This is a genomic window from Bradyrhizobium sp. LB8.2 (genome assembly GCF_040548035.1).
Lineage (GTDB): Bacteria > Pseudomonadota > Alphaproteobacteria > Rhizobiales > Xanthobacteraceae > Bradyrhizobium.
In genome coordinates this window covers 1-26,446 of the sequence record NZ_JBEPQV010000034.1, presented here as the reverse complement: position 1 = coordinate 26,446, position 26,446 = coordinate 1, and the positions used below count along the sequence as shown (strand labels likewise).

25 protein-coding genes are annotated in these 26,446 nt (G+C 64.5%); 10 read left to right on the top strand and 15 right to left on the bottom strand.

Features of this window, described 5'->3' with window-relative positions; all coding sequences use genetic code 11:
- Positions 1–63 precede the first annotated feature (63 nt).
- Positions 64–777 carry a 7-cyano-7-deazaguanine synthase QueC gene (gene queC / locus ABIB06_RS31500; RefSeq protein WP_354050521.1) on the top strand — a complete coding sequence of 238 codons (714 nt, stop codon included), beginning with the start codon at positions 64–66 and terminating at the stop codon, positions 775–777.
- A gap of 185 nt (positions 778–962) precedes the next feature.
- Here queC and ABIB06_RS31495 read toward each other — a convergent pair whose 3' ends face one another.
- From ABIB06_RS31495 to nthA, 3 genes are read right to left on the bottom strand one after another with little or no spacing between them, the layout of a single operon-like run.
- Positions 963–1,340 carry a nitrile hydratase accessory protein gene (locus ABIB06_RS31495; protein ID WP_354050519.1) on the bottom strand — a complete coding sequence of 126 codons (378 nt, stop codon included), beginning with the start codon at positions 1,338–1,340 and terminating at the stop codon, positions 963–965.
- Positions 1,340–1,999, bottom strand: coding sequence for a nitrile hydratase subunit beta (nthB, locus tag ABIB06_RS31490; RefSeq protein ID WP_354050517.1), 660 nt, complete (start codon positions 1,997–1,999; stop codon positions 1,340–1,342). The genes ABIB06_RS31495 and nthB overlap by 1 nt, the downstream gene beginning before the upstream one ends.
- Positions 1,996–2,622: a nitrile hydratase subunit alpha gene (nthA, locus tag ABIB06_RS31485; RefSeq protein ID WP_354050516.1), complete on the bottom strand. Its 627-nt coding sequence runs from the start codon at positions 2,620–2,622 to the stop codon at positions 1,996–1,998. Before nthA ends, nthB begins: the two co-directional genes overlap by 4 nt.
- Positions 2,623–2,684: 62 nt before the next feature.
- Between nthA and ABIB06_RS31480 the strand changes: the two genes are divergently transcribed.
- The 4 genes from ABIB06_RS31480 (at position 2,685) to ABIB06_RS31465 (ending at position 7,107) form a co-directional block, all read left to right on the top strand.
- A complete protein-coding gene (locus ABIB06_RS31480; protein WP_354050515.1) occupies positions 2,685–3,443 on the top strand; it encodes a PA4824 family protein in 759 nt (252 codons plus the stop codon).
- Between the two features lie 144 nt (positions 3,444–3,587).
- A complete protein-coding gene (locus tag ABIB06_RS31475; RefSeq protein ID WP_354050514.1) occupies positions 3,588–5,060 on the top strand; it encodes a DASS family sodium-coupled anion symporter in 1,473 nt (490 codons plus the stop codon).
- 240 nt (positions 5,061–5,300) lie between these two features.
- Positions 5,301–6,452: a methionine ABC transporter ATP-binding protein gene (locus tag ABIB06_RS31470; RefSeq protein WP_354050512.1), complete on the top strand. Its 1,152-nt coding sequence runs from the start codon at positions 5,301–5,303 to the stop codon at positions 6,450–6,452.
- Entirely contained in the window at positions 6,442–7,107 is a 666-nt protein-coding gene (locus tag ABIB06_RS31465; protein ID WP_354050511.1) for a methionine ABC transporter permease, read from the top strand. Before ABIB06_RS31470 ends, ABIB06_RS31465 begins: the two co-directional genes overlap by 11 nt.
- Before the next feature lie 78 nt (positions 7,108–7,185).
- Here the strand turns inward: ABIB06_RS31465 and ABIB06_RS31460 are convergent, their stop codons facing one another.
- Both ABIB06_RS31460 and ABIB06_RS31455 read right to left on the bottom strand, forming a co-directional pair.
- Positions 7,186–7,935, bottom strand: a complete 750-nt coding sequence (locus tag ABIB06_RS31460) for an SDR family NAD(P)-dependent oxidoreductase (protein WP_354050510.1) — start codon at positions 7,933–7,935, stop codon at positions 7,186–7,188.
- 198 nt (positions 7,936–8,133) lie between these two features.
- A complete protein-coding gene (locus tag ABIB06_RS31455; RefSeq protein WP_354050646.1) occupies positions 8,134–8,376 on the bottom strand; it encodes a hypothetical protein in 243 nt (80 codons plus the stop codon).
- A 69-nt stretch (positions 8,377–8,445) separates the two neighbouring features.
- On the opposite strand from ABIB06_RS31455, the gene ABIB06_RS31450 reads away from it, so the two are divergent.
- Entirely contained in the window at positions 8,446–9,273 is an 828-nt protein-coding gene (locus ABIB06_RS31450) for a hypothetical protein (protein WP_354050508.1), read from the top strand.
- Here ABIB06_RS31450 and ABIB06_RS31445 read toward each other — a convergent pair.
- Positions 9,270–10,466 (bottom strand): M24 family metallopeptidase, encoded by a 1,197-nt coding sequence (locus ABIB06_RS31445; protein ID WP_354050507.1) that lies wholly within the window; start codon positions 10,464–10,466, stop codon positions 9,270–9,272. The genes ABIB06_RS31450 and ABIB06_RS31445 overlap by 4 nt on opposite strands.
- Positions 10,467–10,816: 350 nt before the next feature.
- On the opposite strand from ABIB06_RS31445, the gene ABIB06_RS31440 reads away from it, so the two are divergent.
- Genes ABIB06_RS31440 through ABIB06_RS31430 form a run of 3 tightly spaced genes read left to right on the top strand, consistent with a single transcriptional unit; the run spans position 10,817 to position 15,414 of the window.
- Positions 10,817–11,836, top strand: coding sequence for a TRAP transporter substrate-binding protein (locus ABIB06_RS31440; protein ID WP_354050506.1), 1,020 nt, complete (start codon positions 10,817–10,819; stop codon positions 11,834–11,836).
- A 15-nt stretch (positions 11,837–11,851) separates the two neighbouring features.
- On the top strand, positions 11,852–13,741 hold the full coding sequence (locus ABIB06_RS31435) for a TRAP transporter large permease (RefSeq protein ID WP_354050504.1): 1,890 nt from the start codon (positions 11,852–11,854) through the stop codon (positions 13,739–13,741).
- A 23-nt stretch (positions 13,742–13,764) separates the two neighbouring features.
- A complete protein-coding gene (locus ABIB06_RS31430) occupies positions 13,765–15,414 on the top strand; it encodes an acyl-CoA synthetase (protein ID WP_354050502.1) in 1,650 nt (549 codons plus the stop codon).
- Between the two features lie 59 nt (positions 15,415–15,473).
- On the opposite strand, the gene ABIB06_RS31425 is transcribed toward ABIB06_RS31430, so the two are convergent.
- The 9 genes from ABIB06_RS31425 to ABIB06_RS31385 form a co-directional block, all read right to left on the bottom strand.
- Complete coding sequence (locus ABIB06_RS31425; protein WP_247353354.1) at positions 15,474–16,451, bottom strand: TRAP transporter substrate-binding protein; 978 nt, start codon at positions 16,449–16,451, stop codon at positions 15,474–15,476.
- A 37-nt stretch (positions 16,452–16,488) separates the two neighbouring features.
- Positions 16,489–17,802 carry a TRAP transporter large permease gene (locus ABIB06_RS31420; protein ID WP_354050500.1) on the bottom strand — a complete coding sequence of 438 codons (1,314 nt, stop codon included), beginning with the start codon at positions 17,800–17,802 and terminating at the stop codon, positions 16,489–16,491.
- Positions 17,803–17,804: 2 nt separating this feature from the next.
- Positions 17,805–18,398 carry a TRAP transporter small permease gene (locus ABIB06_RS31415; RefSeq protein WP_354050499.1) on the bottom strand — a complete coding sequence of 198 codons (594 nt, stop codon included), beginning with the start codon at positions 18,396–18,398 and terminating at the stop codon, positions 17,805–17,807.
- A 165-nt stretch (positions 18,399–18,563) separates the two neighbouring features.
- Positions 18,564–19,361: an MBL fold metallo-hydrolase gene (locus ABIB06_RS31410; protein WP_354050498.1), complete on the bottom strand. Its 798-nt coding sequence runs from the start codon at positions 19,359–19,361 to the stop codon at positions 18,564–18,566.
- A gap of 13 nt (positions 19,362–19,374) precedes the next feature.
- On the bottom strand, positions 19,375–20,151 hold the full coding sequence (locus ABIB06_RS31405) for a TatD family hydrolase (protein ID WP_354050496.1): 777 nt from the start codon (positions 20,149–20,151) through the stop codon (positions 19,375–19,377).
- Positions 20,152–20,164: 13 nt separating this feature from the next.
- Positions 20,165–22,207, bottom strand: coding sequence for a methionine--tRNA ligase (gene metG / locus ABIB06_RS31400; RefSeq protein WP_354050494.1), 2,043 nt, complete (start codon positions 22,205–22,207; stop codon positions 20,165–20,167).
- A 47-nt stretch (positions 22,208–22,254) separates the two neighbouring features.
- Entirely contained in the window at positions 22,255–23,301 is a 1,047-nt protein-coding gene (locus ABIB06_RS31395) for a DNA polymerase III subunit delta' (protein WP_354050492.1), read from the bottom strand.
- Positions 23,298–23,984: a dTMP kinase gene (gene tmk, locus ABIB06_RS31390; RefSeq protein WP_354050490.1), complete on the bottom strand. Its 687-nt coding sequence runs from the start codon at positions 23,982–23,984 to the stop codon at positions 23,298–23,300. Before tmk ends, ABIB06_RS31395 begins: the two co-directional genes overlap by 4 nt.
- A gap of 2 nt (positions 23,985–23,986) precedes the next feature.
- Positions 23,987–25,249, bottom strand: a complete 1,263-nt coding sequence (locus ABIB06_RS31385) for a D-alanyl-D-alanine carboxypeptidase family protein (RefSeq protein WP_354050488.1) — start codon at positions 25,247–25,249, stop codon at positions 23,987–23,989.
- Between the two features lie 153 nt (positions 25,250–25,402).
- Between ABIB06_RS31385 and ABIB06_RS31380 the strand changes: the two genes are divergently transcribed.
- Positions 25,403–26,356, top strand: a complete 954-nt coding sequence (locus ABIB06_RS31380) for an alpha/beta fold hydrolase (protein ID WP_354050486.1) — start codon at positions 25,403–25,405, stop codon at positions 26,354–26,356.
- Positions 26,357–26,446: the final 90 nt, after the last annotated feature.

Genomic DNA, 26,446 nt, shown 5'->3' with positions numbered 1-26,446 from the left:
GCGGCGGAACAGGCCGATTTCCACCGATTGGCGGCCGAGGTGCGCAATGCTAAAGCGCGGACCATGAGCGACGCATTTTCATCAGAAACCGCGCTGGTGCTGTTTTCCGGCGGCCAGGATTCCACCACCTGCCTCGCCTGGGCGCTGAACCGCTTTGCGCGCGTGGAAACGCTGGGGTTCGATTACCGCCAGCGCCACGCCATCGAGCTGGCCTGCCGCGACCGGCTGTTCGACGGCATCAAGGGCTTGCGCGCGGATTGGGCCGCAAAACTCGGCGAGAGCCACACGCTGTCGATCCCGACGCTGGCGGACGTGTCCGAGACGGCACTGACGCGCGATGTCGCGATCGCGATGGGTGCCGACGGCCTGCCCAACACCTTCGTGCCCGGTCGCAATCTGGTGTTTCTGACTTTCGCCGCGGCGCTGGCCTACAGGCGCGGCATCACCCACATCGTCGGCGGCATGTGCGAGACCGATTATTCCGGCTATCCCGACTGCCGCGACGACACCATCCGCGCCATGCAGGCCGCGTTGTCGCTGGGCATGGCCCGCAAGTTCGAGCTGCATACGCCGCTGATGTGGATCGACAAGGCGGCGACGTGGCAGCTCGCGCACGATCTTGGCGGCGAGGGGCTGGTCGACCTCATCCGCGAGCAGTCGCACACCTGCTATCTCGGCGAACGCGGCGCGCAGCATGATTGGGGATACGGCTGCGGCGAGTGCCCTGCATGCAGCCTGCGGGCGAAGGGGTGGCGGGAGTATATGGCGGGAGGGTAGCGCGTCTCGCCTCCTCTCGTGCCCCGGACGCAGCGCAGCGCTCCCTCAGCGGTGCGCTGCAGAGCCGGGGCCCATCCATCATAGCTTATCGTGTTGCCATCTGGGTCCCGGCTCTGCGCCGCAACGCTTAGGCGTTGCAGCTTGTCCGGGACACGAAGTCCTCGCAATGACGGGTGTGGCGCGAGCTAGCCAAAATCTTCCTGCTTTAGCTCGATCGGCTTGCCGTGAGGCGTGCGATCCGCAGCGTGATCCCAGGCATCGCGGTAGCGGTGCAGCGTTTCCGCAGACGCAACGCCCTTGCGCGCAACCAGTCCTTCCAGCGTGGCGAGCCAGTGCAGATAGTAGGTCTCGCCGGTGTCAGGATCGCCGGCGACCTGGGCGCGCTTGATTTCGGAGGCCAGGGCTGCGGCCCATTCGGGCCAAGTGAACACGCCGCGGTCATGCAGCGTCAACGCCATGGCGAAGGCGTGCGCCTCCCAGGGGGCGCGGAACACTGGGCCGTCGTCGTCGCGGGGAATGCTCGGGATGGCCGCAGTTGCTGCGGCCGCGGCCGTGCTGCTCATCACGCCGGGTCCAGATAGGGCTCGAACGCGTCGATCGACACCTTCAAGGTCGGATCACCGTCCGCGCCCCAGAGATCGCGGCCCTCGAACACCACCGTGTAGAGCCATTGCGGATTCTCGCCGAGCTCCATCGCCGCCGAATCCGGAAACACGTGACAGCCGTGGTTCAGCTCGACGACACCGACATGGCCGCGCACGTAGCGCGGCAGCCGCGTGTGCGTTGCCGGATGAATGTTTTTCGCGCGCACGCGGTCGCCGATCCCAAATCTCTCCGGCGCCGGAGCAGGGCGGGCGAACTTGCCGCGCACCATGGTGCGCTCGACATTGTCGCGCTCCAGCCTGCCGTGCTTGAGCGCCTTTGCGGGTTGCATCGCATGGCCGGCGGCGACCTCCTCCCTTGTGAGGTAGCCCTTCTCGATCAGCATCGCCTCGAGCCCGAGGAACCATTTCTTGTAATAGGAGCTCGACAGGTACACGTGCGGCGGCAGCGTCTCGCGATAGAAGCGCGAGGTGTCGATATTGAAGGCACCGGCCGCGCCCATCGCGCGCACCATCGCCAGCACCCGCGACTCCCATTCCGCATGGAACACCGGCTCGTTCGGTTCGGGCTCGACCTTGCCGAATCCGTCCATGCCGCCCATGTCGTGCACGCCGTTCATGACGGCGCTCCCGGCGTTTTGGGAAAGCCGGTGCCGATCATGGAATCGCGCGTGACGAGTTCGGCGAGTTGTTCCTCGCTCCAGCCGTCCGTGCCGTCGGGGCGCATCGGCAACACCAGGAAGCGTGTTTCGGCGGTGGAGTCCCATACTCGAATTTCCATGTCCTTCGGCAGCGTGACGTCGAAATCGGCGAGCACGCCGCGCGGGTCCTTGACCGCGCGAGAGCGGTAGGGCGCGGCCTTGTACCAGACCGGCGGCAGCCCCAGCATTTCCCAGGGGTAGCAGGAGCACAGCGTGCACACGACCATGTTGTGACGCTGCGGCGTGTTCTCGACCACGACGAGATGGTCGCCGACGCGGCTGACATGGCCGAGCGTGCCGATCGCCTGCGAGCCGTCCTCCAGCAGCGCCGTCTTGAACGCCGGATCGCTCCAGGCCTTGGCGACGACGCGCGCGCCATTATGCGGACCGATCCTGGTCTCATAGGCCTGGATGATGGCGTCGAGCGCTGCCGGCTCGACATAGCCTTTTTCGGTCAGGATGGTTTCGAGCGCGCGCACGCGCAGCTCGGTCTCCGACAGCTCGGAATGGTCGTGATCGTGGTGATGATGATGATCGCTCATGGGGCAAAGATAGTCCCAGAATCCGGGCGTTGTCGAGACGAAGACCCTGCTAACATCGCACCATGGGCTGGGCTGCGAGAACCGGAATAGCCGCCGCAATCGCGGCTTTTAGCGCATTCGCGGCGCAGGATGCGCGCGCCGCGAATGGCGCCTATGCAGTCGATGCCGCCGACATTTCCGAGGTCGGCTCCTGCAAAGTGGAAAGCTGGATGTCGACTGCTTCCAACACGGATTTTTCGGCGGTCGCCAATCCCTCCTGTGTCGTCGATCCCTTCAGGCCGATCGAGCTGAGCCTGCAGACCATCCGGGCCCGGAGCGATGGCGACTGGAGCACGACGGTCGCTCCAAAAGCCAAGACGAACTTCGTCCCGACCGGAATAGGCCGGTGGGGCTTGTCAGCGTATGGCGGCGGATCATTCGACGCGGCGAGCGGCGATGCCATGTCCGCCTTTGTCGTCATCCCCGCGACCTTCCGCCTGTCGGAGACCATGCGCATCAACGTCAATGGCGGCTGGCTGTGGGATCGCACGGTCGATCGTCATTACCTGACCTACGGCGTCGGCTTCGATTGGAAATTCACCGACACGTTGCAATGGACGATCGAGGCTTACGGACAAGCTGGCGCCTCCGAGATCGCAAGCGTCGTCCAGCCGCGTTTCCAGACCGGCGTCCGCTACCGGCCGAACGAGATATTCTCCGTCGACGTGATCTACGGCCGCAACATCACCGGCGAAAGCGGCAACTGGATCACCATCGGGACCACGGTCCGGTTTCCGGTCCGCGGCAGCGAGCCCGAGCACCACCGCACCGGGCATTTGTGAGCACGAGGAAAATCAGTGCCGGGAAGGCAGGACGCCGGCCAGGGCATTGATCGCGCCGCGGACAATCCGTATACGCCGCGCTGGGACAAAAGCGGCCCGATCAACGGGCCGGCAGACTACAATGACAATCGAGGGGGAGGGCCCATGACCGCTAGCTCGCAGGCGCCTGAGGCGAAAGGGTTTCGCTGGAAGCTGATCGCGCCGATCGCGGTGTGGCTGGTGATCTATCTGTGGCCGGTGCCGGCGGGGCTCAACGTCAATCAATGGCACTATTTTGCCGTCTTCGCGGCCGTCATCACCGGGCTGATCCTGGAATCGATGCCGGTCGGCGCGGTCGGCCTGATCGGGCTGACGGTCGCAGGCGTCAGTGGCTATATCGATCCCGATCCGACAAAATCGCTGCGCTGGATGCTCGCTGGCTTTGCCGAAAGCACAGTCTGGCTGATCGTCGGCGCCTTCGTGTTCTCGATCGGCTATCGCAAGAGTCACCTTGGCCGGCGCATTGCGCTCGTGCTGGTGCAAAAGCTTGGCCGCAACACGCTCGGCCTCGGCTACGCGGTGGCGATGTCGGACTTCCTGCTGGCGCCAGCGACGCCGTCGAACACCGCGCGCAGCGGCGGCATCGTCTATCCCATCATCAGCAACATCCCGCGCATCTACGGCTCCGAGCCGGGACCGACCGCCGGCAGGATCGGCACCTACGTGATGTGGACCGCATTCGCGTCCACCGCCGTTACCAGCTCGTTGTTCTTCACCGCGCTCGCGCCCAATGCGGCGGCGCTGGCCATCGCCAAGAAGACCGTCGGGGTCGAGGTGAGCTGGGCGCAGTGGTTCATCGGCTTTGCGCCGCTCGGCATCCTCCTGATGGTGCTCGTCCCACTGCTCAGCTACGTGGTCTGCCGTCCCGAGGTGAAGCGCAGCCCGGAAATTTCCGAATGGGCGGGAAGGGAGCTCGCGGAGATGGGCCCGATGTCGCGAAACGAGTGGATCATGCTGGCGCTGATCATTCTCGCGATGTTCCTGTGGATCGCGGGCTCGAGCCCGGACATTCGCGTGCCCGTGCTCGGCTCGAACTTCGTCAACGCGACCACCGTCGTGTTCATCGTGATCTCGCTGATGCTGGTGACCGGCGTGATCGAATTTGCCGATATCGTCAGCGAGAAGAGTGCCTGGGAGGTGTTCTTCTATTTCACCTCGCTGCTGACGCTGGCCTCGGGCCTCAACGAGATCGGCTTCATCAAATGGTTCGCCACCGAATACGCAAAGCCGCTCGCCGGGCTGTCGCCGTTGACTGCGATGCTGCTGTTGGTCGCGCTGTTCTTCTGGATCCACTATTTCTTCTCGAGCATCACCTCGCATGCCGCCGCGGTGCTGCCGGTGGTGCTCGCGGTCGGATCCGGAATCCCTGACCTGCCGGTCACGACGCTCGCCATGCTCTGCATGTATTCGCTCGGTCTGATGGGCGTGATCTCGCCTTACGCGACGGGACCGGCGCCGATGTATTTCGGCAGCGGCTATATCGGGAAAGGCCAGTTCTGGGGTTTTGGGCTGATCTTCGGAGTTCTCTATTTCGCGGGGCTCCTGCTGATCGTCCTGCCCTGGTTGCAGGTCCATTGAGCCAGGCCGGAGTCCCCCGGCAGATGAATTTTCTTCGGTGGGGCGGGATTTGGAAAACTTCGTCCAATTCCCCGCAAATATGTGACATTGCAAGAGCGACCTGAAAGGGCGATGGTGCGTGCTGCGGTGCAGCGCGCTCCACGCGAGCCCTCATCGCGGTTTCATTCTCGGTCGCTTGATGCGACCCGGTTCCCGGATGCCCCAGAGGCAAGCGGAACAATTGTGCATGAAGGCGCCTCCATGAACGCCCACCCATCGCTCGCGATCGGACGGCCGATCGAAGAGCTTGACGCGATCTCACGTGACGCGGTCTCACCTGCCGCGACTGCGCCTGACGCGATGGTCCGTTTCGAGGGCATCTCCAAGACCTATCCGGCCTATCGCGGCAAGCCCGGCGTCGATGCTCTGCAAAATATCGATTTCGCGATCCCACGCGGCTCGATCACAGGCGTCATCGGCCGCTCTGGCGCCGGCAAATCGAGCCTGGTCCGGCTCATCAACGGACTGGAGAGGCCGACCACCGGCCGCGTCGTCGTTGACGGCCGTGACATCTCGGTGCTTGCGGGCCGCGATTTGCGGCTGGCGCAGCGCTCGATCGGCATGATCTTCCAGCACTTCAATCTGCTGTCATCGCGCACCGCAGCCGCCAACATCGCGCTGCCGCTGGAGATCGCCGGCTGGGCCAAGGCCGACATCATCGCACGCGTGGCCGAGTTGCTTGCGCTGGTGGGCATCGCCGACAAGCACGACCGCTACCCGTCAGAACTCTCCGGCGGCCAGAAGCAGCGCGTCGGCATCGCGCGGGCCTTGGCAACGCGGCCGAACGTGCTGCTGTCGGACGAGGCGACCTCGGCGCTCGATCCGCAGACCACGCGGGCGATCCTCGATCTGCTCGCCAACATCAATCGCGAGCTCGGGGTGACCATCGTGCTGATCACCCATGAAATGTCCGTGGTGCGTCAGCTCGCCAGGGACGTCGTGGTGCTCGACGCCGGCCACGTCGTCGAGAGCGGCCACGTCGCGGATATCTTCACCCATCCCGAACATCCGATCACGCAATCATTCCTGGCTGAAGTCATCGGCGACAGCTTGCCGGTGTCGCTGGCGAGCCGGATCGTTTCGGAGCTGCCTGCGGGTGGACAGGCCGTGATCCGCATCCAGGTGCGTGGGGCAGGAGCCGGCGACACGCTGGTGGCGCGTCTCGCGCGCGAGCTCGGCCTCGACGTCTCGCTGCTGTCGGCCCGCATCGACGAGATCGGCGGCCAGCATGTGGGCTCGCTGACGTTGGGTATTCCGCTCGGCACTTCTTGCAGCGACGACGCGATGACGCGGACGCTGGCCTGGCTCTCACAATATCAATTCCCCGCGGAGCGTCTCGGCTATGTCGCCTGAACTCATCAACCTGATCATCCAGGCCACCGGCGAGAGCCTGTACATGGTCGGGCTCGCGGCGCTGATCGGCACCGTCATCGGCCTGCCGCTCGGCGTCTTTCTCGCGACCAGCCGGAAAGGGGAGCTGTTCTCGGCACCCGTCGTCAATCGCGTGCTCGGCATCGTCGTCAATGCGACGCGGTCCACGCCCTTCATCATCCTGGTCGTGGCCATCATCCCGTTCACGCGCCTCGTTGCCGGCACCTCGATCGGATCGACGGCCGCGATCGTGCCGTTGACGATCGCATCGGCGCCGTTCATCGCGCGCCTGGTCGAGGCCGCGATCCGCGAGGTCGATGGCGGCCTCATTGAAACGGCGTCCTCGTTCGGGGCCTCGCCGATCCAGATCGTGCTCAAGGTGCTGATCCCCGAAGCGTTGCCGGGTCTTCTGCTGGCGCTGACGCTCGCGGTGGTCAGCCTGCTCGGCTATTCCGCCATGGTCGGCGCCGTCGGAGGTGGCGGGCTCGGCGATCTCGGCATCCGCTACGGCTATCAGCGCTTCATGCCGGAGATGATGCTGGCCGTCGTCGTGGTGCTGATCGCGCTGGTGCAGCTCGTCCAGAGCGCCGGCGATTATCTCGCGCGCCGGGTCAACCGCCGGCTGCGGCATCGCTGACATCGGTTGGGGGCGGCCCTCACATCGGGTATTTGATGTGGTTCTGAATATTGATCTCCGTACCTGTCTTTGCTGAATTCAAACGTTGCTGACGCCGCCGTCGACGAGCATGTCGGAGCCTGTCATGAACGCGCTCTCGTCCGAGGCGAGGAAGACCGCCGCCGCCGCCAGCTCCTCGGGACGCCCGAGTCTCAGCATCGGAACGTAGTTGGCGTACATCTTGCGAATGGCGGCGGCCTCCTCGGGCGTCGACGCTTGGGAGTCCATGATGGGCGTGTCGACGGGGCCGGGGCTCAGCAGGTTCGCGCGGATGCCGCTGTCTTTGAACTCGGCCGCCCAGGTCCGCACATACGAACGCACCGCCGCCTTGGTGGCCGCATAGGTCGAGTGGTTCGCCAGGCCCATGGAGTGCATGGCCGAGGACACCAGGATGATCGATCCTCCGCCGCCCATCATCGGCAGCATCTTCTGCACCAGGAACAGAGGACCCTTGGCCATCAGGTTGAACGTGCGGTCGTAGTGCTCCTCCGTGATGTCGCGCAGCGGCACCTGCTCGGTGATGCCGGCATTGGACACGACCACGTCCACCTTGCCCTTCGTGCTTCGGACGATGTCCGCAACGCGGTCGAGATCCGCAAGGCTGGATGCGTCGGCCTGGATCGCGGTGACGTTGCCGCCGATGAGCTTCACCGCCTTGTCGAGCGCTTCCCGGCGACGGCCGAAGATGAACGCGTGCGCGCCTTCCTTCACGAACCGCTGGGCGATGGCAAGCCCGATCCCGCTGTTGCCGCCGCTGATCACTGCGACCTTGCCTTCCAATCTCGACATGACACGTCCCTTGGCTTGCGTTCCCGGCTCGTCCGGAGAACCTCAACTAGGTCGGTTCGTGTCAGCCGTTCAGTGCGGGACTACGCACAAGGGTGGTGCGTTTTTCGACCGGTCGGATTGTGGCTTTTCACCCAGGGCCAGGCGCGCAAGACCAAGCGCACATACGTCGCACGCGCTGCGCGCACCTCTGGAGAGATTCTAATGCCCCGCCGGTCGCCCCCAGAATCCCGGGATGTGCATGGTGTAGTGCAGCTTGTAGAGCAACGAGACGAAGTTCTCCCGCGTCACCGGCCACACCGCGCCCCAATACCGCCGGCCGCGCTCTCGGTCACCGGAATCGTGATCTGGTGGCGCAAGCGCCGCATCCGCATCCGCGTGCGCGAGACGGCTGCGATGCGCCTCGACCGGCAGCTCACGCCAGCGGAGTAGGGCGCAGCGCACCTCGCAGGATGAACCTTCCCGGCCGGCACCGGCACAAAGACTGGAGATCGCACCCAGCCGGAACTTGCAATGAGATCGCTCGCCTTGCTCTGCCTGCTCGCCTTGGCCACGCCCGCTTATGCGGCGACGCCCGAGCAGCATTATCTCGACCTGCGCGATCGCTACATCGCAAAGTTCTCGAAGGCTCCGGAAAACGACGAGACCAGCAAGCAACACGATGCGGCGCTCAGGGAGCTGACAACTGTGCTGCGCAGCCTGGTGGGCCCCGTCGCGATCAAGGGACTTCCGGCCGACGGCAAGACGAACGCGGACACGCTCTTCAAGGGCGACTCCGGCTTCGGCCACCTCGACGGGCTCGGCTTCGTCTCCGAAGGCGACAGGATGCAAGCCGTCGTGACCACCATTGCGCTGCTCAAGCACTGGCTGCGCGAGCACAGCGAGGACGGCATGCCCGAGGGCATCGACGCGGCCTTCAAGTCGGACGGCTTCTACTATCAGGCGATCCAGGACTCGACCTTCGCCAAATATGCCGAGCTGCCGATCACGAAGCCCGCGGGAGTGAGCGCGGCGGTCGCCGTGCTGGGCGTGCGTGGCAATGGCGACCTGAAGGGACCGCCGCATGAAATCGACGTGGTCGCGATTCAGGGCGAGAAGGTCTTCTTCATCGCTGCAAGCGACGCGGTGAAGACGGCTGAGATCCCGGCCTGCGAGAAAGTCTGGAAGCAGGTGATGGCCAGGCCCATCGACAAGGAGGATCCGCGCGGCGACATCACCCGCGAAGACAATGCGATGACGGCTTTCACCAAGTGCTTCGCCAAGGCGGCGCCGAGCCAGAGCTGGTTCGCAGCGGTCGTCAAGAAGGCGCAAGCCCAGCTCGACCTGCTGCCGCTGCGCTAAAGCGCACTGCTCCCCAAATTCCAGCCGCGGCCGCCTTCGCCAAAGATCTCGTACCCCGTCGCCGTGACTGCAACCGTATCCTCAAGCTTGATAAACCCGCGCTTGGGATGCTTCATCGTGGTCTCGATCGACACCACCATGCCTGTTTCGAGCGGCAGGCGGGCGTCGGGGTCGTCGTAGGGGATCGGGCCCTTGGCGGTCAGGCGAGGGGCCTCGTGGCTGACGAGGCCCATGCCGTGGGCCAAAAACTCCGTGCAGTCGCGCTGGCTGATCTGTGCAAGCTGCCGCTCGGCCGCGACGTAGATGTCGCCGCCCATGGCACCGGGCTGGACCGCGGCGAAGGCGGCGCGCTGGACCGCTTCGATCTCGGCCAGGCAGCGTTTCAACTCGGCATCGGGATCGCCGAGCACCGCCATGCGCGCGAGATCGCCGATATAGCCGTGATAATTGCCGCCGGAGTCCAGCGACAGCACCTCGCCTTGCTCCCAACGCTGCGCTGACGGCGCCCGGTTGTGGCTGTTGCCGCAGGCGAGCAGGCAGTATTCGAAGGTCAGCCCGCGATTGGCCTCGGCAATCCGCAATGCGTCCGACAATTGCTGCTTGGTGGTGCCCGGGCCGTGCCCGGCGATCACCTCCAGCATCGACGCGATGACGAGCTCGGACGCGGTCTTGAGTTTTGCGAGTTCCTCGGCCGACTTGACCGAGCGCAGCCGCTCCAGCACCAGCAGCGCGTCCTTGAGCTCGGCGCCGGGCAGGGCGTCCACAAGCGCCCGGCCCGCATCCATCGGCAAAAACGCCATCTCGACTCCGACCCGCTTCAAGGGCACGCCGGCGTCGCGGATCAGGCTTGCGGCCCGCGTGATCGCATCGATCGAGCCGTTGGACTCGGTCCGGACCTGTGCGACCCATGGCGGCGCAACGGCGCGCTGATGGGTCTCCAGCCTGTGCCCGACATAGACGGCGTGCTCCGGCGCGCCCTTCGGATAAACCAGGACCGGCAGATAACGGCTGACGCCCAGCGCATCCATGTAGTCGAAGAAGATCGCGCGCTCGGCACCCAGCAGGTACTGCACATTGTGCTTGGAGGTCGCGACCAGCACGTCGAGGCCGGCGGCCTCCATCAGACGGTCGAGCTTGGCGGCATCGAATGGAATGGCGCGCGAGCGGTCTGCGCGGGCGACGTTCTCCTGCATGACGAACCTCCCAATGTCTGGCGCATCCGTAATTCGCATAAGGTATATTATGGAATATATTTATATACAATCAGATCAGTCAGTTAGCTAGAATTCCTCTCATTGCACCTTCGCTCCTCGTCTTTTCCGGCCCGGCCGTCGCATATCGTCCCAGCTCTCGACAGCTACTGTGCAGCATGGGGTTGTTTTCGCAGTTTAGATTCCGGTCTATGCATCCGAAAGCCGATATTGCCGTGACGATGTCCGGCTGCAATAAGCGAGTCTTCGCGAGATCGCAGATGACCTTCTGACCCGACGTCCGTATGGTTTGCATCTCAGAACAACAACAAACCTTCCGAGGAAGCAGACCCATGAGCTTTTCCCGACGCACGCTTCTCAAGGCCTCCGCCGCGACCGCGGTCCTGGGCGGCATCGGTGCGCCCCATGTGGCCCGCGCCCAGAGCGCCGAGTTCACCTTCAAATATGCCAACAACCTGCCGGACACCCATCCGATGAACGTGCGCGCCAAGGAGATGGCGGCGGCGATCAAGGCCGAGACCAAGGGCAAGTTCGACCTGCAGATCTTCCCGAACAACCAACTCGGGTCCGACACCGACATGCTGAGCCAGATCCGCTCCGGCGGCGTCGAGTTCTTCACGCTGTCGGGTCTGATCCTGTCGACCCTGGTGCCTGCGGCGTCCATCAACGGCATCGGCTTTGCGTTCCCGGACTACGACACGGTCTGGAAGGCCATGGACGGCGATCTCGGCGCCTTCGTCCGCGGCGAAATCAAGAAGTCCGGCCTCGAGGTCATGGACAAGATCTGGGACAACGGCTTCCGCCAGACCACGTCGTCAAGCAAGCCGATCACCGGTCCTGACGACCTCAAGGGCTTCAAGATCCGCGTGCCGGTATCGCCGCTGTGGACCTCGATGTTCAAGGCGTTCGATGCGGCGCCCGCCTCGATCAATTTCGCCGAGGTCTATTCCGCGCTCCAGACCAGGATCGTCGAGGGCCAGGAGAACCCGCTGGCGATCATCTCGACGGCCAAGCTCTACGAGGTGCAGAAATACTGCTCGCTGACCAACCACATGTGGGACGGCTTCTGGTTCCTGGCCAACCGCAAAGCCTGGAGCAGCTTGCCCGAGGATGTGCGCACCGTCGTCGCCAAGAACATCAATGCCGCAGCGGTCAAGGAACGCGAGGACACCGCCAAGCTCAATGCCAATCTCCAGCAGGAGCTCGCGGCCAAGGGCCTGACCTTCAACCAGCCCGCGGTCGCGCCGTTCCGCGACAAGCTGCGGTCCGCCGGCTTCTATGCCGAGTGGAAGGGCAAATATGGCGACCAGGCCTGGGACCTGCTGGAAAAGGCCGTCGGCAAGCTGTCGTAACGCGTTGGGGCCGTCATGGCTCATATCGAGGTCGGGGTGAGCGGCGTGGCGGGCGAGGCGACTGTTCAGTCCCCTCGCCGACCTTCGCTGCTGGCCTCGACGGAGCGCGCACTCGGCCTCCTCGTCGAAATCCCGGCGGCGATCCTGGTTGTCGCCGAGATCGCGATCCTGTTTGCCGGCGTGGTTGCGCGCTACGGACTGCACCGGCCGCTGATCTGGTCCGACGAGCTCGCCTCGATCCTGTTCCTGTGGCTCGCGATGCTGGGCGCGGCCGTTGCGTTCCGCCGCTCCGAGCACATGCGCATGACGGCGATCGTCGCCAGCGCCAAGCCTGCGATGCGGGCCTGGCTCGATCTGGTGGCGACCTGCGCGGCGCTGGCCTTCCTGGCGCTGATCGTCTGGCCGTCCTGGGACTACGCCTACGAGGAAAGCTTCATCACCACGCCGGCGCTGCAGATCTCCAATATGTGGCGCGCCGCGGCGCTGCCGGCCGGCATCTGCCTGATGACGGTGTTCGCGCTGTTGCGGCTGCTGCGCGCAGTCGATTACCGCATGGTGCTGACGGCCGCGATCTCCGTTGCTGTCGTTGTCGGCCTGTTCTGGCTGGCGCAGCCTTATCTACGGCCGCTCGGCAATCTCAACCTCGTCATCTTCTTCGTCGGCGTCGCCGGCTTCTGCGTCTTTGCCGGCGTTCCCATCGCGTTCGGCTTCGGCCTCGCGATCTTCGGCTATCTGGCGCTGACCACGCGCACGCCGGTCATGGTGCTGGTCGGGCGGATGGACGAGGGCATGAGCCACCTCATCCTGCTCTCGGTGCCGCTGTTCGTATTTTTGGGGCTCCTGATCGAAATGACAGGCATGGCACGGGCCATGGTGGCGTTCCTGGCGAGCCTGCTCGGCCATGTCCGCGGCGGACTGCATTACGTCCTTGTCGGTGCCATGTACCTGGTTTCCGGCATCTCCGGCGCCAAGGCTGCCGACATGGCGGCGGTCGCGCCCGTGCTGTTCCCGGAGATGAAGCAGCGCGGCGCCAAGCCGGGCGATCTCGTTGCGCTGCTCGCGGCCACCGGCGCGCAGACCGAGACCATTCCGCCTAGCCTCGTGCTGATCACGATCGGCTCGGTCACGGGCGTCTCGATCGCCGCGCTGTTCACCGGCGGCCTCCTGCCCGGCGTGGTGCTCGCGATTACGCTGTGCATGCTGGTGTGGTGGCGCTATCGTCACGAGGACATGAGCCATGTCCGCCGCGCCACGGGTGGCGAGATCGGCAAGACCTTCATCATCGCCCTGCCCGCGCTCGCGCTGCCCTTCGTGATCCGCTACGCCGTGGTCGAGGGCATCGCCACCGCCACCGAAGTCTCCACCATCGGCATCGTCTATGGCGCCCTGGTCGGCCTGCTCGTCTACCGCCGCTTCGACTGGCGGCGGCTGTTTCCGATGCTGGTCGAAACCGCGGCGCTGTCGGGCGCGATCCTGCTGATCATCGGCACTGCGACCGGCATGGCCTGGGGCCTGACCCAGTCCGGTTTCTCGCGCTCGCTGGCGTCGGCCATGACCGGATTGCCCGGCGGCGCCGGCACCTTCATCGCCGTCTCGATCCTGGCCTTCACCATCCTCGGCAGCGTGCTGGAGGGCATCCCGGCGATCGTGCTGTTCGGGCCGCTGTTGTTTCCGATCGCGCGCGCGGTCGGCGTGCACGAGGTGCACTATGCGATGGTGATCATTCTCGCCATGGGTATCGGGCTATTCGCCCCGCCCTTCGGCGTCGGCTATTATGCCGCCTGCGCTATCGGACGCGTCGATCCGGCCGAAGGCATCCGGCCGATCTGGGGCTATCTGCTGGCGCTGCTGGTGGGATTGATTGTCGTCGCTGTCTTTCCGTGGATCTCGATCGGATTCCTGTAAGCCGGCGCGTGAGGGAGGTGTCGATGAGCGAGCGGCAGAACCAGTACAATATCGGCCTCGACAAGACGCCCGCCAACTACGTGCCGCTGAGCCCGTTGAGCTTCCTCGCGCGAAGCGCCGCGGTCTATCCCGATCACGTCAGCACGGTCTACGAGGGGCGCAGCTTCACCTGGCGCGAGACGCATGAGCGCTGCAAGCGTTTTGCGTCCTGGCTCGCGAACAAGGGCATCGGCGCCGGCGACACCGTGGCGGCAATGCTGCCGAACATTCCGGCGATGAACGAGGCGCATTTCGCGGTGCCCATGACGGGTGCCGTGCTCAACGCGCTGAACATCCGCCTCGATGCGCCCTCGATCGCGTTTCAGCTCGACCATGGCGGCGCCAGGATCATCCTGGTCGATCCGGAGTTTTCGGGCGTGATCACCGATGCGCTCGCGCAGATGACCGGACCGAAGCCGTTCGTGATCGACGTCGACGACGCCGCGTTCAAGGGCGGCAGGCGCATCGGCGAGATCGAGTATGAGTCCGCCGTCGCGCAAGGCGATCCTGACTTCGCGGCGATCCCGCCGGGCGACGAATGGGACGCCATCGCGCTAAGCTACACGTCGGGCACCACGGGCAATCCCAAGGGCGTCGTGACCCATCATCGCGGCGCATATCTGAATGCCGTCAGCAATATCCTCGCGGGCAATCTCGGCCAGCATCCGGTCTATCTCTGGACGCTGCCGATGTTCCACTGCAACGGCTGGTGTTTCCCCTGGACCATTGCGGCCGCCGCCGGCATCAATGTCTGCCTGCGCAAGGTCGAGCCGACCAAGATCTTCGAGCTGATCAAGCAGCACGGCGTCACCCACATGTGCGGCGCGCCGATCGTCTACAACACGCTGATCAACGCACCCGATGCACCGAAGGGAAATGCCGCGCGCCATGTCGTCGGTCTGATCGCCGGCGCCGCGCCGCCCGTCGCAGTGCTCGAAGGCGCGGAAAACATCGGCATCAAGCTGACGCATGTCTACGGCCTGACAGAGGTCTACGGCCCCGCCTCCGTCTGCGCCGAGCAGCCCGGCTGGGACGAACTCCCCGCCTCCGAGCGCGCCAGCCTGAAGCGGCGGCAGGGCGTGCCCTACCCGCTGGAGGAAGGCGTCACCGTCATCGACCCGCAGACCATGAGGCAAGTGCCGCGCGATGGCGAGACCATCGGCGAGGTCATGTTCCGCGGGAACATCGTGATGAAGGGCTACCTCAAGAACGAGAAGGCGACCAAGGACGCCTTCGAAGGCGGCTGGTTTCACACCGGCGACCTCGGCGTGCTCGACGCGCATGGGTATGTCATCATCAAGGATCGCTCGAAGGACATCATCATTTCCGGCGGCGAGAACATTTCCTCCGTCGAGGTCGAGGACATCCTCTACAAGCACCCGGCCGTGCTGTTCGCCGCCGTGGTCGCAAAGCCCGATCCGAAATGGGGCGAAGTGCCCTGCGCCTTCGTCGAACTGAAGGACGGCGCGAGCGCAAGCGAAGCCGATATCATCGCCTTCTGCCGCTCGCATATGAGCGGCTTCAAGACGCCGAAGGCTGTGATGTTCGGGCCGATCCCGAAAACGTCGACGGGAAAGATCCAGAAATTCCTGCTGCGCAACGAAGCCGGATCGGCGAAGGCGATCTCGACCTAAGTCTGTCCGGGCTCGGACGCCCGCCGCCGGATGGCGACGGGCGAAAGGCCTCTCCGTCGCTACATCTTCTTGTAGGCGTCAATCAGCGCCTGGCCGTCGGGCCCTGCTTTCTTGAGCCAGTCGGCGGTGAGCTGCTCGCCGATCTTCTGGAAGCCGGCCTTGAGGGCCGGGCTCGGCGGCTCGACCGTCATGCCCTTCGCCTTGAGCTGGTCGATGTACCAGGTGCTCTTGTCCTCCCAAGCCTTCCAGCCGCGCGTTTCCGCGGTCGCGGCGGCCTTGAGAATGGCCTCCTGGGTCGGCTTGTCGAGCGCCTCGAACGCAGCCTTGTTGACGAAGGTGTAGTCCTTCGGGATCCAGGCCTGCACGTCATAGAAGTACTTCAGCGACTCCCATGCCTTCGCATCGTAGCCCGTGCCGCCGGACGACATGAAGGAGTTCACGACGCCGGTCGCAAGTGCCTGCGGCAGCTCGGCGGCCTGGATGGTGACGGACTGCGCGCCGACCAGCTCGCCAATGCGCGCGGTTCCAACGTTATAGGCCCGCCATTTCAGGCCCTTCATGTCTTCGATCGTCGCAAGCGGCTTGCTGACATAGACGCCCTGCGGCGCCCACGGCACGACGAACAGCAGCTTGAGACCCTGCGCATCGAGCTTCTTCGCAATCAGCGGCTTCGACGCTTGATACAGTTTCATCGCAGCCGGGAAGCTGGTCGCCAGAAACGGCACCACGTCGATCCCGAATACCGGATCCTCGTTCTCGTGGATCGACAGCAATACTTCACCCATCTGCGCCTGCCCGGTCATCACCGCGCGCTTGATATCGGGTGCCTTGAACAGCGAGGCGCCGGGATGAACCGTGATCTGGAGCTTGCCGGATGTCGCGGCATCGACGTCCTTGGCGAACGCGACCAGATTCTCCGAGTGTGGATTGTCGGCGGGATACGCTGCCGGCAGATTCCATTTGGTCTGAGCCAAAGCGGGTGTCGCAGCCAGCACGGCGCCGGCGATCAGGGATGCGCGGAATAAACGAGAGATCATCGGGCTTCTCCTCACAGTCAATTTGAAAGCGGTACGCTCAGTCTGGGAAGGCGAGCTTGGGCAAAAACATCACGATCTGCGGATATTCCGTGATGATGAACACGGCGGCGAGCAGCAGGACAAAGAAAGGGAATGCAGCCCGGGCGACGGTCAAGGTATCGCGCCCGCTCATGTTCTGGAGCACGAACAAGTTAAAACCGACCGGCGGCGTGATCTGAGCCATCTCGACGTGAATGATGAGGTAAACGCCGAACCAGACCAGGTCGAGGCCGGCCTGCCTGACCATCGGCAGCACGATCACGGCAGTCAGAACGATCATCGAGATGCCATCGATCAGGCATCCCAGGATGATGTACATGATGCTCAGATACAGCGCGAGCATGCCCGGCGTGAGCTGTTGGCCCTGGACCCAGGTGGCGAGTGCCGCCGGAATGCCCGTATAGGCCATCGCTGCGGTCGTGTAGGCAGCGCCTGCCAGGATCAGCATGATCATGCAGGTCAGGCGCGTCGCGCTCATGATGCTCTCGATGAAGTTCTTGCGTGTGAGCGTGCGGCTCCACCAAGCCAACAGCAGCGCGCCGGAAACGCCCCAGGCGGCACATTCGGTTGCGGTCGCAAAGCCGAGTACGAGCGAGAGAAAGACCGCCAGGATCAGCAATAGGCAGGGTGCAAGCCTGGCCGACTCGCGCAGCTTCTGGCGAAACGACATCGGCGGGTCGCGCGGCGGAATCTTCTTCGGATTGAGCAGCGACCAGATGATGATGTAGCCGGAATAGAGCACCATCACGAGCACCCCCGGCAGAAAACCGCCCAGGAAGACCTGAAGCACGGAGACATTCGCCGTGACCGCATAGACCACCATCGGGATCGACGGCGGGATCAGCAGGCCCAGCGTGCCGGAGCCCGCCAGCGAGCCGAGACTGAGGCCCTTGTCGTAGCCACGCTTGTCGAGCTCGGGCAGCGCGATCTTGCCGATGGTCGCACAGGTCGCCGCCGACGAGCCCGACACCGCCGCGAAGATGCCGCAGCCGATCACGTTGACATGAGTCAGGCGCCCGGGCAGCCACTGAACCCAGGGCGACAGGCCTCGGAACATTTCTTCCGACAATTTGGTGCGGAAGAGGATCTCGCCCATCCAGATGAACAGCGGCAGCGCGGCCAGTGTCCACGACGAGCTGGCGCTCCAGGTCGTGGTGGCGAGCACCGCGCCGAGCGGCAAACTCGTCGTCAGCGCCATCGCCACGAAGCCGACGAGGCCGAGCGAGACCGCGATCCAGACGCCGCTTCCCAGCAGCAGGATCATGACGCCGAGCAGGACGAACGACAGCTCGATCATGCCGAGATTGGCCATCGTCAACCTCCGCCGCCCTGCGAGATGCGCTCGATGAATTCGTCCGGGGTCTCGTCCGGCGAGCCCTTCTCGTAGCTCGGCCGGTTGCCGCCGGCGACACCGACCATTTCATCAATGAGCGCGATCGACAGGATCACAAGACCGCCGGCAAATCCGAGCTGCGGAATCCAGAGCGGAAGCGCGACGACGCCCTGCGCCACGTCGTTGAAGCGCCAGGAATCGTAGGTCATCTGCACGGCATGCCAGGTGAAATAGAGAACGAAGGCGGTGGCAATGCCGAGCGCCACCACCTCCGCAACCTGCTTGGTGCGCCCGTGCAGACGCTCGAGCAGCAGGCCGACGCGGATCATCTCTCCGCGCTTGAAGGTGTGTGCGAGGCCGAGGAATGCCATCGCGGCCATGCACCAGGAGGCGAAATCATCGCCGGCGGGAATGTTGACCGCAAACTGGCGCCCGACCGACATGATCATCATGATTGCAAAGATCGCAACCATGAAGGTGCCGGCGGCGTAGCCCGCACCGAGATAAAGGAGATCCAGCGCGCGTCGCACCAGTCCCCGGCTCGTTACATCGTTGCCTGCCAACGCGATCCTCATCCTCACACGAGGCGATTCAAACGGTCCCGGCGATCGCACGTCCTGTGCCGGTCCTGCATGAATATCGCCCCTGCCCAGCGCCTGTCTTTCAGACGTTAGATCAACATGATGGCGTCCACGTAAGCAAGGAGTATGCCGGCCTGTGCCCGAATTTCCACCGCAGGTTCAGCGAGTCTCCAGCCGCAGCCCGTCGTAGGCCGGCACCACACCCGCGGGCAGCGACTGCCGGATCACTTCGTAGTCGACGTCGGCGGTCATGTTGGTAATGACGGCGCGCTTCGGCTTGAAGCGGTCGATCCAGGACAACGCGTCGTTGATGCTGAAATGGCTGACATGGCTGGTGTAGCGCAGGCCATCGACGATCCAGAGGTCCAGATTTTCCAGTGCGCCCCAGCTCTCGGGCGGGATGTCGTTGAGGTCCGGCGTGTAGGCGGCATCGCCGATGCGGTAGCCGAGCGCGGGAATGTGGCCGTGCTGCACCAGGAAGGCGGTCATCGTCACCGCGCCGCCCTTCCCAAGGATGATCTGGCTTTCACCGGCCTCGATCGAATGCGCCGTCAGGATCGGCGGATAGTCGCTGCCCGCCGGCGAGACGAAGCAATAGGAGAACCGCGACATGATGTCGTTCGCAGTCGTCTGATTGAGATAGGTCGGAATCCGCCGGCGCATATGCATCACGATCGAACGCAGATCGTCCATGCCGTGGGTCTGGTCGGCGTGCTCGTGAGTCAGGAACACCGCGTCGATGTGGTCGACATCGGTCGAGAGTAATTGCTCGCGCAGGTCCGGCGAGGTGTCGATCACGATGCGCGTGGTGCCGTCGCCCGATGTCTGCTCGACCAGCAGCGAGCAGCGGCGACGGCGATTCTTGGGATTGTTGGGATCGCAGGCGCCCCAGCCGAGCGCCGGGCGCGGCACGCCGGCGGAGGAGCCGCAGCCCAGAATCGTCAGCGTCAGCGTCATGCGGCTCCCAGTTCTAAGCTTTCACCCTGGAAAACAGGCGAAAGAAGTTTTCGCTTGTCTGGCGCGAGATCTCGTTAAACGATACGCCGCGGGTTTCGGCGAGCACTTTTGCGACCTCGACCACATAGGCCGGTTCGTTGCGTTTGCCCCGGAACTTGCCGGGCGCAAGGTAGGGCGAGTCTGTTTCAACCAGAATACGGTCGGACGGCAGTTCGGCTGCGAGCGCGCGCAACGCCTCCGACTTCTTGAAGGTCAGGATGCCCGTGAAACCGATATAGAGCCCGAGCGACACTGCTTTCAACGCCAGCTCGCGTCCGCCCGTGTAACAATGCAACACGGCGCGAAACGATCCCTTCGCCGCCTCCTCTTCCAGGATGCGGCCGCAATCCTCGTCCGCCTCGCGGGTGTGGATCACCAGCGGCAAGCCGGTGACGCGGGCGGCGGCGATGTGGGCGCGAAAGCCCCTCGCCTGCGCCTCCGGCGAACCGTCGTCGTAGAAATAGTCGAGCCCGGCTTCGCCGAGTGCAACGACCTTCGGATGCTGCGTCAGTGCGATGAGCTCGTCCGGCGCGATGCCGTCTTCCTCATCCGCGTTGTGCGGATGGGTGCCGACCGAGCAATAGACGTCGTCATAGCGCTCGGCGATGGCGAGAAGCTGGTTCAGCTTTCGCACCCGCGTCGAGATCGTGACCATGCGGCCGATGCCGGCCGCTCGCGCGCGCGACACGATCCCGTCGAGATCTTCGGCAAAGTCCGGAAAATCCAGATGGCAGTGACTGTCGACCAGCATGGTGCGAACGCCTTCAGGCTGCCGGCTCGATGTAGCGTGGGAAGGCAGGCGTCGGCGCGGGCAGCGTCGAGCCTGGCGCGATGCGGCTGGCGCCCCCGAGCGCGGCAAAGCTGCGCTCTCCTTCGGGAATACCGAGGCTGTCGAGCAGCAATCCCGAGGCCGTCGGCATCGCCGGCTGGGCCAGGATTGCGATCTGGCGCACGACTTCGGCGGTGACGTAGAGTACCGTCCTTTGCCTGACAGGATCGGTCTTGGCCAACGCCCACGGGGCTTCGCCCGCGAAATAGCGGTTGGCTTCCGCCACCACGGCCCACACGGCGTTGAGCCAGTGATGGATCTGCTGACCCGCCATCGCTTCGCGCGACGCGGCGAGCATGCCGTCGGCTTGTGACAGGATCGCCTTGTCGTTGTCGCTGAACTCGCCGGGTTCCGGCAGCACGCCGCCGAGTTGCTTGGCGATCATCGACAGCGAGCGCTGCGCGAGGTTGCCGAGATCGTTGGCGAGATCGGCATTGATGCGCGCGACGATGGCCTCGTGATTGTAATTGCCGTCCTGCCCGAACGGCACCTCGCGCAGGAAGAAATAGCGCATCTGGTCGACGCCGTACTGGTCGGCGAGGTTGAAGGGGTCGACCACGTTCCCGATCGACTTCGACATCTTCTCACCCCTGTTGAACAGGAAGCCATGCGCATAGACCCGCTTCTGCACGGGAATGCCGGCCGACATCAGGAACGCGGGCCAGTACACCGCGTGGAAGCGGATGATGTCCTTGCCGATGATGTGCACGTCGGCCGGCCAGTAGCGCCAGTTCTTATCGCTTTCGTCGGGGAAGCCGACACCGGTGATGTAGTTGGTGAGCGCGTCGACCCAGACATACATCACGTGCTCTTCGTCACCGGGCACCTTGACGCCCCAGTCGAACGTGGTGCGCGAGATCGAGAGATCGCGCAGGCCACCTTTGACGAAGCTCACCACCTCGTTCTTGCGGGAATCCGGCCCGATGAAATCGGGACGATCCGCGTAGAGTTTGAGCAGCTTGTCCTGATAGGACGATAGGCGGAAGAAGTAGCTCTTCTCCTCGACCCATTCGACCGGCGTGCCCTGCGGTCCGAGCCGCACGCCGTCATCGTTCAGGCGCGTCTCGTCCTCGGCGTAATAGGCTTCGTCGCGCACGGAGTACCAGCCGGCATAGGTGTCGGCATAGATGTCGCCGTTCGCTTCCATGCGCCGCCAGATCTCCTGGCTGGAGCGATGATGCTGCGCCTCGGTGGTGCGGATGAAGCGGTCGAACGACACGTTCAGACGTTCGTCCATCTCCTTGAAACGGGCGGCATTGCGGGTGGCGAGCTCCGAGGCGGACATTTTTTCACTGGCCGCTGTCTGAACCATCTTCTGGCCGTGCTCGTCGGTGCCGGTCAGGAAGAACACATCCTTGCCGTCGAGCCGGGCGAAGCGCGCCAGGGTGTCGGTGGCGATCGCCTCATAGGCGTGCCCGATATGCGGATGGCCGTTGGGATAGGCGATCGCGGTCGTGATGTAGAAGACGTTGTCGCGCGCGGGGGCGGCCACGGGCGTGGTGGCTTGCGGCGCTGCGATGGGCTTCGGTGCGCGCGCCGCCTTGGGTTTGGCAACTTTCGGCGGCGTGGCGATGGGAGCCAGTGCTGCGATCGCGGGAGAAGCAGTCACCCTCGCGCTCTTCATCACCTGCTTCGCTGAAGTCTTGTTTTTCGAAGGAGCCTTGTTTTTTGAAGGAATCTTGTTTTTCGAACTAGCCTTGGTTCTTGAAGGAGTCTTGGCTGGCTTTTTGGCTGCTTTCTTCACCGCCTTCTTGGCAACGGCCTGCTTCTTCGCAACCCTCTCGCCGGCTTTCTTTGCCGTCTTCGCAGCGCTCTTCTTCATGCCCTTCTTGGCGACCGTCTTTTTGGTCTTAGCGGCTTGCTTGACCTTCTTGGCGGCTTTGCGCGCGAGCGCCTTTACAACCTTCTTCGCGGCTTTCTTCGCAGTCTTCTTCTTGCTGCTCTTGCCTTTAGCGGTTTTCTTAGCTCGCGCTGCCACGACGAATTCCTTTACCGGCTTCTCGAAATTTGGAAACGAACCTGCGCCTAGCGCGTTGCGTCCGCCAGCCAGCCGAACACCGAGAAAACCAAGGGCTTTCGCTCCAGATTGTAGGTTTCGGTGTCACGCGCGGCGCGGACGATCTTTTCCCATACCTCAGCTAGGCGCGCAAGGCGCGGCAGGTTCTGGTTGGCATTGGCTTCGTCGGCGTGCAGCCGTTCCGCGATCCAGCGATCGATGCCGTCGATGAAGGCGGCAAGCGCAACCCGGTCGCTGGTGCCAAGCGAATCGCCGAGCGTGTGCAATTCGCGCGGATCGACCTGCGGCAGTCGTGCAAGCAGCGCGGCCGTTCGTTGCTGGAGCTTCAGGGCATCACCGCCGAGCAGCGTCAGCGCCCGCGCGACGCTGCCCTCGGAGGCCTCTGCCGCCTCGCGCAACGCCGGATCGTTCGGGTCGAGATCGGCGGTGGCGGCGGCTGCACCGATCACATCGTCCGTTGCGAGCGGGCGCAGGCGCAGCTTGCGGCAGCGCGACTGGATCGTTGCGAGGACGCGGGCCGGCGCGTGGCTCACCAGGAGGAACAGCGATTGCTGCGGCGGTTCCTCGAGAATTTTCAGCAGCGCGTTGGCGGCATTCGGATTGAGCTCGTCGACGGTGTCGACGATGCAGACGCGCCAGCCTTCGGCCGCCGCGGTCGAGCCGAAGAAGCCGATCGTCTCGCGAGTCTCGTCCACGGTGATCACGGTGCGCATCACGCCGCGGTCGTTGGCGGTGCGCTCCAATGTCAGCAAGCCACCATGCGAGCTCGCCGCAACCTGCCGCGCCACGGCGTTATCAGGATTGATGGCGAGATCTTCGGCGCGTTGCACGGAAGGCGCCAACGGCTGGCCGTGAGCGAGCACGAAGCGCGCCATCCGATACGCCAGCGTCGCCTTGCCGATGCCTTGTGGCCCGCCGATCAGCCAGGCATGCGGGATGCGCCCGCTGCGATAAGCGGCAAGCAGCGCGGTCTCGGCCTCGCGATGGCCGAACAGAAGACTCGTCTCGCGCGGATGAGGAATGGCGGATTCGCGCTCGGTCTGACGCGGGCTCATAGGGACACCACTGATGCCGGCGTCGGAAGCAGACGATCCCGCAGCGCGGTCCAGACGCGTCCGGCAACCGTATCGGGATCGGAATTGGCGTCGATCAGCACGCAGCGCGCGGGATCGTCCGCCGCGATCTTGCGATAGGCCTCGCGCAGCCCTTGATGGAAACCGAGTTTCTCGGCCTCGAACCTGTCGGGCGTGCCGCTGCCGCGGCGTGCGGCCGCGCGCTGCAAGCCGATCTCGACCGGCAGGTCGAGGATGATGGTGAGGTCCGGCTTGAGATCGCCGATCGTGACCCGCTGCATCGCGTTGATCAGCGCCGTCGGCACGCGGCCGAGGCTGCCTTGATAGGCCCGCGTCGAGTCGGCGAAGCGGTCGCACAGCACCCAGGTGCCCTGGTTGAGCGCGGGCTGGATCACGGTGCGGACATGGTCGTCGCGGGCGGCCGCGAACAGCAGCGTCTCGGCCTCGGGTCCCAGCAGCTTGCCCATGCCGGACAGCACCAGATGGCGCATGATCTCGGCGCCCGGCGAGCCGCCCGGCTCGCGCGTGACGAGGATGCGCATCCTTGCCGCCTTGAGACGATCGGCGAGATTCTTGATCTGGGTCGACTTGCCCGTCCCCTCGCCGCCTTCAAAGGTGACGAAGCGTCCGCGTCCGGACGGCCACTTTACCGCGCTTTCACTCATGATCAGAGCTTCTCGGCGCCCGTGCGGAACATGCCGATCACGAGCTCGCTGGCACCGTCGATTGCACGCCGCATGGTCGACCCGGTGCCGATCGCGTCAGCGGCATAGACCGGCGTCTCCACCGCGATATTGCCGCTGCGCCAGACCCTGATCACGCCGACCTTCTGGCCGGCCTCGATCGGCGCGCGCACCGGGCCGCTATAGACGACACGCGCGATCAGCTTGTCGCCGCCGTTCTTGTGCACCATCACTTGCACGGGCGACTTGGCGACCAGTTTCACCGAGCGGCTCTCGCCGCCGAACACCTTGGCGTAGCCGACCGGCTGATCGGCCGCCATCAGTGTGCGGGTCTCGAAATTGCGGAAACCCCATTCCAGCATCTTCTTGGCTTCCGTGGCGCGATCTTCAGCGTCTTCCAGCCCGTTGATGACAACGATCAGCCGCGTGCCGTTCTGCACCGCCGAGCCGACCATGCCGTAGCCGCCTTCCTTGGTGTAGCCGGTCTTCAGACCGTCAGCGCCTTCCATGGAATTGAGCAGCGGATTGCGGTTGGGCTGGCGGATCTTGTTCCAAGTGTACTCCTTCTCGCCGAACAGTTGGTAGAATTCGGGGAAGTCGAGAATGATGTGCCGGGCGAGGATGCCGAGCTCGCGCACCGTCATCTTGTTGCCGGGGTCGGGCAAGCCGTTGGAATTGCCGAAGGTCGACTTCGTCAGGCCAAGCTCGCGGGCGCGCTTGGTCATGAAGTCGGCGGCAAAGATACGCTCATTGCCGGCGATGCCTTCGGCCAGCGCAATGCAGGCGTCGTTGCCGCTCTGGATGATCGCGCCGTGCAGGAGGTCGTCGACGGAGACCTTGCTGTTGATGGCGGCGAACATGGTCGAGCCGCCGGAGGGCGCCCCACCCTTGCGCCAGGCATTCTCGCTGATCCGGTATTCGTCGGTCAGCTTGACGTCGCCCTTCTTGATGGCGTTGAAGACGACTTCCGCCGTCATCAGCTTCATCATGCTGGAGGGCGCGCGCAGTTCGTCGGCGTTCTTCTCGAACAGCACGCTGCCGCTGGAGGCTTCGATCAGGATCGCGGTCGGGGCGTCGCCGTCGAAGCCGGAGTCTTCCGACTTCTTGGCGCCCTGGACGCTCTGGTTGGCGGCGTAAAGCGCCCCGCCCCAGCCAATGCCCGCCACCACAGCCGCAGCGATCAGACCGCGCGCCAGCGCTCCGGCGCTGAACCGGGTGCGAGCAAACGAAAAAAGACGAAATGCCATGGCCAAGCCCTGAGAGCGGCGTTTTTAACAGCTGGAATCGGTGCGAACAACACGAGGCCGGTCGCGTGTCCCGAGATTGCACGATTCTTGTCGCGCCCCTATCGTGGCACCTCAGATTTTCTGACCAAACCCCTGAAACGAGGCGGAAAAGCGATGTCCTCCACCCGCGTGATCAAGGCCAACGGGATAGACCTGTTCATCCGCGAAGCCGGTCAGGGTCCACTGGTGGTGCTGTGCCACGGCTGGCCGGAACTCTCCTACTCCTGGCGCCACCAGATCGCGGCACTGGAGGAGGCCGGGTTTCACGTCGTCGCTCCCGACATGCGAGGCTATGGCCAAAGCTCAGCGCCGGCTGACGTGGCCGCCTATTCTATCTTCGACACGGTCGGCGATGTCGTCGGGCTCGTGCAGGCACTCGGCGAGAGCAAGGCCGTGGTGATCGGCCACGACTGGGGTGCACCGGTGGCCTGGCACGCGGCGCTGTTCCGGCCGGACATCTTCACGGCGGTCGCAGGCCTGAGCGTGCCGCCACCGTTCCGCGGCCGCGGCAAGCCGCTCGACCTTCTGCGCCAGGGCGGCGTCACCAATTTCTATTGGCAGTATTTCCAGGCGCCCGGCGTGGCCGAGGCCGAGTTCGAGCACGACGTCGCGCGCACCATGCGCGTCGTGCTCGGCGGGCGCGGCCTTGCCGATCCCTCCGGGGCCATGTTCGTGCAGGAGGGCAAGGGCTTTCTCGGCCACGCGACCGCCGAGGAGCCGCTGCCGGACTGGCTCGGCGTGGCGGACCTCGCCTTTTTCACCGAAGCCTTCCGCAAGTCCGGCTTTCGCGGCGGGCTGAACTGGTATCGCAACCTCGACCGCAATTGGGAGCTGACGGCGCCGTGGCAGAATGCGCAGATCCACCAGCCCTCGCTCTTCATTGCCGGTTCGAAAGACGCCGTCATCACCGGCCTGATCGGAGCCAAGCGCGTCAACGAGCTCGAGCGCGTGCTGCCCAATCTGACGCAGAAGCTGATCATCAAGGGCGCCGGCCATTGGGTCCAGCAGGAGCGGCCCGACGAGGTCAACGCGGCGCTGGTCGGGTTCTTGAAGGAAAGCGCGGCCTAGGGTCTGTTGGGATTCAGGATTCTCATCGGGGCTTGGTTGTGATTCAAGCTTGGGATGGACCGATTCGTTTTGACTGACGCCCAATGGGCG

Bases quoted from the DNA above. Each gene is read 5' to 3' on its own strand.
- ABIB06_RS31415 (WP_354050499.1), bottom strand. From the start codon at position 18,398: ATGAGGATCGCGTTGGCAGGCAACGATGTAACGAGCCGGGGACTGGTG.
- ABIB06_RS31450 (WP_354050508.1), top strand. From the start codon at position 8,446: ATGAGATCGCTCGCCTTGCTCTGCCTGCTCGCCTTGGCCACGCCCGCT.
- ABIB06_RS31445 (WP_354050507.1), bottom strand. From the start codon at position 10,466: ATGCAGGAGAACGTCGCCCGCGCAGACCGCTCGCGCGCCATTCCATTC.
- ABIB06_RS31475 (WP_354050514.1), top strand. From the start codon at position 3,588: ATGACCGCTAGCTCGCAGGCGCCTGAGGCGAAAGGGTTTCGCTGGAAG.
- ABIB06_RS31425 (WP_247353354.1), bottom strand. From the start codon at position 16,451: ATGATCTCTCGTTTATTCCGCGCATCCCTGATCGCCGGCGCCGTGCTG.
- ABIB06_RS31410 (WP_354050498.1), bottom strand. From the start codon at position 19,361: ATGACGCTGACGCTGACGATTCTGGGCTGCGGCTCCTCCGCCGGCGTG.
- queC (WP_354050521.1), top strand. From the start codon at position 64: ATGAGCGACGCATTTTCATCAGAAACCGCGCTGGTGCTGTTTTCCGGC.
- ABIB06_RS31480 (WP_354050515.1), top strand. From the start codon at position 2,685: ATGGGCTGGGCTGCGAGAACCGGAATAGCCGCCGCAATCGCGGCTTTT.
- ABIB06_RS31460 (WP_354050510.1), bottom strand. From the start codon at position 7,935: ATGTCGAGATTGGAAGGCAAGGTCGCAGTGATCAGCGGCGGCAACAGC.
- ABIB06_RS31420 (WP_354050500.1), bottom strand. From the start codon at position 17,802: ATGGCCAATCTCGGCATGATCGAGCTGTCGTTCGTCCTGCTCGGCGTC.
- ABIB06_RS31465 (WP_354050511.1), top strand. From the start codon at position 6,442: ATGTCGCCTGAACTCATCAACCTGATCATCCAGGCCACCGGCGAGAGC.
- ABIB06_RS31385 (WP_354050488.1), bottom strand. From the start codon at position 25,249: ATGGCATTTCGTCTTTTTTCGTTTGCTCGCACCCGGTTCAGCGCCGGA.
- ABIB06_RS31430 (WP_354050502.1), top strand. From the start codon at position 13,765: ATGAGCGAGCGGCAGAACCAGTACAATATCGGCCTCGACAAGACGCCC.
- ABIB06_RS31440 (WP_354050506.1), top strand. From the start codon at position 10,817: ATGAGCTTTTCCCGACGCACGCTTCTCAAGGCCTCCGCCGCGACCGCG.
- nthA (WP_354050516.1), bottom strand. From the start codon at position 2,622: ATGAGCGATCATCATCATCACCACGATCACGACCATTCCGAGCTGTCG.
- ABIB06_RS31495 (WP_354050519.1), bottom strand. From the start codon at position 1,340: ATGAGCAGCACGGCCGCGGCCGCAGCAACTGCGGCCATCCCGAGCATT.
- nthB (WP_354050517.1), bottom strand. From the start codon at position 1,999: ATGAACGGCGTGCACGACATGGGCGGCATGGACGGATTCGGCAAGGTC.
- ABIB06_RS31395 (WP_354050492.1), bottom strand. From the start codon at position 23,301: ATGAGCCCGCGTCAGACCGAGCGCGAATCCGCCATTCCTCATCCGCGC.
- ABIB06_RS31380 (WP_354050486.1), top strand. From the start codon at position 25,403: ATGTCCTCCACCCGCGTGATCAAGGCCAACGGGATAGACCTGTTCATC.
- tmk (WP_354050490.1), bottom strand. From the start codon at position 23,984: ATGAGTGAAAGCGCGGTAAAGTGGCCGTCCGGACGCGGACGCTTCGTC.
- ABIB06_RS31470 (WP_354050512.1), top strand. From the start codon at position 5,301: ATGAACGCCCACCCATCGCTCGCGATCGGACGGCCGATCGAAGAGCTT.
- ABIB06_RS31405 (WP_354050496.1), bottom strand. From the start codon at position 20,151: ATGCTGGTCGACAGTCACTGCCATCTGGATTTTCCGGACTTTGCCGAA.
- ABIB06_RS31435 (WP_354050504.1), top strand. From the start codon at position 11,852: ATGGCTCATATCGAGGTCGGGGTGAGCGGCGTGGCGGGCGAGGCGACT.